The organism is Streptomyces sp. NPDC003379 (assembly GCF_053589195.1).
Map to the genome: position 1 here is coordinate 1 of NZ_JBSFRK010000109.1, position 5973 is coordinate 5973.

Here is a 5973-nt window from a genome sequence, read left to right on the forward strand (position 1 = left end):
GAGTTCCCTGGTCGGTCAGGGAACTCGGCGGCGGCGCCTGCTTTTTGGCCGGGGCCCGTCGCGCGGGTCAGCGCGGGGTGCCACCGTCGGCGTTCGGCCCGGTGTAGTCCTCGCCGTAGGCGCCCTTGGCGGGGCGGCGGCGGCGCATGGGGGGCTCCACGCCGTCCGCGAGGCGGCGGGCGGTGAGCAGGAAGCCGGTGTGACCGATCATGCGGTGGTCCGGGCGGACGGCGAGGCCTTCGACGTGCCAGTTGCGGATCATCGATTCCCAGGCGGTCGGCTCGTTGAAGCCGCCGATCTCGCGGATGGACTCGACGGTCCTGGCGAGCTGGGTGGTGGTCGCCACGTAGCAGCAGAGGATGCCGCCGGGGACGAGCGCCTTGGAGACGGCCTCCAGGCACTCCCACGGGGCGAGCATGTCGAGGATGACGCGGTCGACCTCGGTGTCGCTGAGGTTGTCCTGGAGGTCGCCGACGGTGAGCTGCCAGGCGGGATGGGGGCTGCCGAAGTAGCGCTCCACGTTCTGCCGGGCGATGTCAGCGAAGTCCTCGCGGCGCTCGTAGGAGTGCAGCATTCCCTGGTCGCCGATGGCGCGCAGCAGGAAGCTGCTGAGCGAGCCGGAGCCCACGCCCGCCTCGACGACGCGTGCGCCGGGGAAGATGTCGGCGAAGGCCAGGATCTGCCCCGCGTCCTTGGGGTAGACCACGGCGGCGCCGCGGGGCATGGACAGGACGTAGTCGGGGAGCAGGGGACGCAGCGCCAGGTAGGCGACGTTTCCCGTGGTACGGACAACACTGCCCTCGGGAGCACCGATCAGCTCGTCGTGGGGGAAGGAACCCTTGTGGGTGTGGAAATTCTTCCCGGCTTCGAGCGTGAACGTGTAGTGGCGTCCCTTGGGGTCGGTGAGCTGGACCTGGTCCCCGACCTTGAAGGGCCCGCGACGGCGGGCGGCACCGGTCGGTTCGGACATGTGACCAGACTACCGGCCGCGGCGGGAACCTCGGACCACCGCTTCAGGAGTTCGTTCCGGCACTTGTGCCGCCCTCTGGAGTCGCGCCTTCCCCTGGCGTCGCTCCGGCCGGCGCCTCGCCGGTGGGCTCCTCGGCACGTTGCAGCCTGTGCCTCGGCAGTGACCGCCGGGGCGGTCGGGTCAGGGTGATCTGGCGTACCAACTGCTGGAAACAGGCCAGCGAGGCGAAACTCGGCAGAGCGGCGGCCGAGGTGTCGACGATGTTCTTCGGCGCCTGGGCGACACACAGTGCCATCGCGATGGCGGAGAAGACGATGACCATGCACCAGGAATGTGAAGCCCGACGTTGGTGTATTGCCGCCCGGAGGATGGACAGCGACGCCACCAGCCAGGGACCGAACACCAGAAGAGGCCACCAGGAGGCCACGCTGCTGGGCGTCCGGGTCATCGCGATGAATCGCAGCGGGTCATAAGCGATCATCCCGCCGAAGAAGCTGACCGCGGATGCGATGACGGTCGCCAGGGCCGCGATGAGGTAGCTGACCATGCGAAAGGCGCCTGGCCGGTGCCGGTCCCGCACTTTGCGATGACCCCGGGGGGCTTCCCTCAGCGGGGGCAGGTCCGCCGTGATTTCCACTAAGGCTTCGCGCGGGTCTTTCGGCTCAGGACTGGTAAATGATTCCGTACTATTTGTGTCCGGAATTACTTGCTGCTGGTCCTCGATGGCGCCCTGGAGGAAGAAGGCCAACTCTTCCGAGGGGTCCCATCCCGGGTCCGGCGGCATGAGGGGGACAGAGAAGTCCTCGACGGGAGCGCGATGCCGGCCACCGCTGCTCGGGTACCCGCCGGAGTAATCGCCGAAGGGGTCAGTGTAGTGACCTGTTTGCTCGTAGTGCATGACGCAGCGTGATCATTCCACTCGCGAACGGCAGGACGCGGTCTGTAGCACCAGCCATCGTCTCGCGAGATCGCTCTCCAGGGAACTCATGATGTCCATGAACTCCCGGAGGATCCCCTCGGTCACATTGAGCGTCACGGAGGAATTGGCCGTCATCAGGCTCCCGTTGGTCGCACCCCGGTGGATCGGTGCGGGAATATAAGTATAGGAACCCAGTCGCACAGTTTTTCTACCGGTCGGGTCTGCCAGGTGCTGAACGGACTGGAGCACCTGCCCCTTCGTGTCCTTCGTCATGCTCCGACTAACGCCGCTTTTCAATGGCGGATGCGCGGCGAATGGGTGACGGGTTAGTCGGACGAACACTCTTTTCAAATAGGATGTAAGACGTAGATGTCAAACGAACTTTAAAAGGACAGCGATGTTCAGGACGGTGACGGCTGTGTTCAGGACGGTCTGGCCATCGCCTTGACGAAGGCGCGCTCCACGTCGGCGGCGGAGAGCACTCCGTAGATCTCGCCGGAGTCCTCGACGACCAGGTACTCCGTGGCGGGGGTCGCCCGGAGGGTGTCGAGCAGCTCCTCCCCCGCGAGTTCGGCGGAGATCCGCATGCCCTCGGTGATGTCCTGGGCCAGGCCGCTGACCGCGACCCAGGGGCGGCGGTGCTGAGGCACGGAGACGATGGCCGCCTCGCGGACGACCGCCATCGGATCGCCGTCGGGGTCGACGACCACGAGGGCGCGGGCGCCGGCGTCGTTGGCCCGACGCAGCGCCTCGGAGAGCGGGGTGGCGGATTCGACGGGCACCGCGCGGCGGGTCAGGGTGCGGGCGCGCAGCTCCGGCAGGTGTTCGCGCAGACGGGCCACGCGGAGGCTGTTTCCGGCGCCCGTCCAGATGATCGCGGCGAGGATCGCGGCGAGCAGGGCGTCGGTGACGGTGTCCATGCCGCCGATGTCCTGGGCCTCGCCGCCGAGGGCGCCGGACTGGTTGAGCAGGGGCAGCCCGATCAGCACGGAGATGGCGAGGGCGCGGCCCACCCAGGCGGCGGCGACGGTTCCGCTCATCGGCTTGCCGGTGATCTTCCAGACGACGGCGCGCAGCATGCGGCCGCCGTCCAGGGGAAGGCCCGGCAGGAGGTTGAAGGCGGCGACGATGAGGTTGGAGATCATCAGGCCGGCGAGGAGGACGCCGGGCACGGTGCCGGGCTCGACGACGCGCATACCGGCGTAGAAGACACCGGCGAGTACGAGCGAGAGCAGGGGGCCGACGAAGGCGAGGACGAACTCCCTCCCTGGGGTCTCGGACTCCTTCTCGATCTCGGAGACTCCGCCGAAGAACTGGAGCTGGATGCGGCGCACCGGCAGCTTGAAGCGGAGGGCCGCGACGGTGTGGGCCAGTTCGTGGACCAGCACGGAGGCGTAGAAGGCGACGGCGAAGAAGAGGGAGACGAGGTAGCGGGCGCCGCCGAGTTCGGGCAGGACGCGGTCCAGCTGGCCGCCGAAGACCCAGGTGATGAGGGCGGCGACGAGGAACCAGCTGGGCGCGACGTAAACGGGCACGCCGAAGGGCCTGCCCATGAGCAGCCCACCACCGGGACCCTTGCGCTCCTTGCCCTTGCGCCCCTTGCCCTTGCCCGGAACCGCCGATTCCCGTCGACCACCGGGCCGGGGGGCCTCTCGGGGGGCCTTCTTCAGGCGGACGCCCGGGTGGGGCGGCGGGGGCTGCTGTGGCGCGGGATGGGGCGGGGTCGGTTGCTGGGGCGCGGGCTCACGCGACGCCGGGTGTTGCGGCGCCGGGTGTTGCGGCGCGGACTCCTGCGGCGCGGGCCGCTCAGCCGCGGGCTCCTTCAGCGCGGGTCGCTCAGACCCGGGCTCTTGCGGCGTCGGCTGCCGGGGCGCGGGCTGGGGCGGCGCCGGTTGCTGGGGCGCAGACTGCTGCGGCGCGGACCGCTGCGGCGCCGGTTGCTGGGGCGCGGGCTCTCGCGGCGCCGGGCGTTGCGGCGCGGGCTCTCGCGGTGCAGGCCGCTCAGACGCGGACTCTTGCGGCGTCGACCGCCCAGGCACGGACTCCTGCAGCGCAGGCCGCTCAGACGCGGACTCCTGCAGCGTCGGCCGGCCAGACGCCGACTCCTGCGGCGTCGGCCGCTGGAGCGCCGGGCGTTGGGTGGTGGCGGGAGTGGGGTTGGTCTCCTCCTCCTGCTGGGCGGGCGCCGGGGTGGGGTGTCGGGGCTGTGGCGCCTCGTCGGGGGCGTCGGCCGGGTGCTGTGGCGGTGGCTCGGAGGAGTCGGGCCGGTCGCGCGGGCGCAGGTCCTTGGTGCCGTCGGACTGCGGCCTGCCGCTCTCGCCGCTTTCGTCCACGATGTCCCCTCGATCGAAGCGTCTCTCGCCCGCCATGGCGCGATTACCTGCACGATCATGCAGGGCGAGAGGGTCTGCCGTCGATGGTATGCGGCTGTTGTCAGTGGCGGGTCGTAGGGTCTGTTCTCATGGAAACCAGCACCGACGGTGCCGCGGCGGCCGTGCGCCCGGCATCCCTGTCGCCCTCGCGCGCGGGCGACTTCATGCAGTGCCCCTTGCTCTACCGGTTCCGGGTGATCGACAAGCTGCCCGAGAAGCCGAGTGAGGCCGCCACCAGGGGCACGCTGGTCCACGCCGTCCTGGAAAGACTCTTCGACGCGCCCGCGAGCGAGCGCACGGCCCCGCGCGCCAAGTCGCTCATCCCCGGCCAGTGGGACCGGCTGCGCGAGACCAAGCCCGAGCTGACCGAGCTGTTCGCCGACGACCCGGAGGGCGAGCGCATGGCGCGCTGGCTGTCGGACGCGGAGAAGCTCGTCGAGCGCTGGTTCACGCTGGAGGACCCGACCCGCCTGGAGCCCGCCGAGCGCGAGCTGTTCGTACAGGCCGAGCTGGCGTCGGGCCTGAGGCTGCGCGGCATCATCGACCGCGTCGACGTCGCCCCTTCGGGAGACGTCCGCATCGTCGACTACAAGACGGGCAAGGCCCCGCGCCCGGAGTACGCGGAGGGCGCGCTGTTCCAGATGAAGTTCTACGCCCTGGTGGTGTGGCGGCTGAAGGGCGTCGTCCCGCGCCGCCTCCAGCTCGTCTATCTGGGCAGCGGTGACGTGATCACGTACGACCCGGTCGTGGCGGACCTGGAGCGGGTCGAGCGGAAGCTGCTCGCGCTCTGGGAGGCGATCGAGCTGGCCACGGCGACGGGCGAGTGGCGGCCCCGGCCGACCAAATTGTGCGGTTGGTGCGATCACCAAGCCGTTTGTCCGGAATTCGGGGGGACTCCCCCGCCGTATCCGCTTCCTCTCAGGGCGCCCGAGTCCACGCAGAGCGAGCAGGGCAGAATGGGCCCGGGCTAGCTAAGGAGTATGACGTGGCCATCCGTGTCCTACTGGTCGATGACCAGCCGCTGTTGCGCACCGGGTTCCGGATGATTCTGGAGGCCGAGCAGGACATCGCGGTCGTCGGCGAGGCCGGAGACGGCCTGCAGGCTCTTGATCAGGTGCGGGCGCTGCAGCCCGATGTGGTGCTCATGGACATCCGTATGCCGCGGATGGACGGCGTCGAGGCGACCCGGCAGATCACCGGGCCCGGCCGCGACGGCCCGGCGAAGGTCCTGGTGCTGACCACCTTCGACCTGGACGAGTACGTGGTGGAGGCGCTGCGCGCCGGTGCCAGCGGCTTCCTCCTCAAGGACGCTCCGGCGAACGAGCTGGTGCAGGCGATCCGGGTGGTCGCCGCGGGCGAGGCGATGCTCGCTCCGAGCATCACGCGCCGGCTGCTCGACAAGTACTCCGCGCACCTTCCGTCCGGCGACGAGCCGGTGCCGGACACCCTGCACACGCTCACCGAGCGCGAGGTCGAGGTCCTGAAGCTGGTGGCCCGCGGCTTGTCGAATGCGGAGATCGCGGCGGATCTGTTCGTCAGCGAGACGACCGTGAAGACCCATGTCGGGCATGTGCTCACGAAGTTGGGCCTGCGTGACCGGGTGCAGGCCGCGGTGTACGCGTACGAGAGCGGGCTGGTGCGCCCCGGCGCGCAGTAGTCCCGAGACGAGATGAGTGTGAACGACGACGGTGGCCGTCCCCGAGGGGGCGGCC

At 69.8% G+C, this 5973-nt stretch carries 6 protein-coding genes; 2 read left to right on the plus strand and 4 right to left on the minus strand.

Annotated features, from left to right (window positions below):
- Positions 1 to 67 precede the first annotated feature (67 nt).
- From ACWDVB_RS40025 to ACWDVB_RS40040, 4 genes are all read right to left on the minus strand, one after another.
- A complete protein-coding gene (locus tag ACWDVB_RS40025) occupies positions 68 to 970 on the minus strand; it encodes a tRNA (adenine-N1)-methyltransferase (protein ID WP_451519177.1) in 903 nt (300 codons plus the stop codon).
- 43 nt (positions 971 to 1013) lie between these two features.
- Entirely contained in the window at positions 1014 to 1868 is an 855-nt protein-coding gene (locus ACWDVB_RS40030) for a DUF2637 domain-containing protein (RefSeq protein WP_451519178.1), read from the minus strand.
- A 12-nt stretch (positions 1869 to 1880) separates the two neighbouring features.
- Positions 1881 to 2162, minus strand: coding sequence for a hypothetical protein (locus tag ACWDVB_RS40035; protein WP_451519179.1), 282 nt, complete (start codon positions 2160 to 2162; stop codon positions 1881 to 1883).
- Between the two features lie 149 nt (positions 2163 to 2311).
- On the minus strand, positions 2312 to 4258 hold the full coding sequence (locus ACWDVB_RS40040) for a site-2 protease family protein (RefSeq protein ID WP_451519180.1): 1947 nt from the start codon (positions 4256 to 4258) through the stop codon (positions 2312 to 2314).
- A gap of 92 nt (positions 4259 to 4350) precedes the next feature.
- Here ACWDVB_RS40040 and ACWDVB_RS40045 point away from each other — a divergent pair, with 92 nt between their 5' ends.
- Together ACWDVB_RS40045 and ACWDVB_RS40050 are read left to right on the plus strand one after the other, a co-directional pair.
- On the plus strand, positions 4351 to 5232 hold the full coding sequence (locus tag ACWDVB_RS40045) for a RecB family exonuclease (RefSeq protein ID WP_451519181.1): 882 nt from the start codon (positions 4351 to 4353) through the stop codon (positions 5230 to 5232).
- Between the two features lie 14 nt (positions 5233 to 5246).
- Positions 5247 to 5918: a response regulator gene (locus ACWDVB_RS40050; RefSeq protein WP_098241447.1), complete on the plus strand. Its 672-nt coding sequence runs from the start codon at positions 5247 to 5249 to the stop codon at positions 5916 to 5918.
- Positions 5919 to 5973 lie beyond the last annotated feature (55 nt).

Excerpts from the sequence above, each read along its gene's own strand:
- ACWDVB_RS40025 (WP_451519177.1), bottom strand. The coding sequence starts at position 970 with ATGTCCGAACCGACCGGTGCCGCCCGCCGTCGCGGGCCCTTCAAGGTC.
- ACWDVB_RS40035 (WP_451519179.1), bottom strand. The coding sequence starts at position 2,162 with ATGACGAAGGACACGAAGGGGCAGGTGCTCCAGTCCGTTCAGCACCTG.
- ACWDVB_RS40045 (WP_451519181.1), top strand. The coding sequence starts at position 4,351 with ATGGAAACCAGCACCGACGGTGCCGCGGCGGCCGTGCGCCCGGCATCC.
- ACWDVB_RS40040 (WP_451519180.1), bottom strand. The coding sequence starts at position 4,258 with ATGGCGGGCGAGAGACGCTTCGATCGAGGGGACATCGTGGACGAAAGC.
- ACWDVB_RS40030 (WP_451519178.1), bottom strand. The coding sequence starts at position 1,868 with ATGCACTACGAGCAAACAGGTCACTACACTGACCCCTTCGGCGATTAC.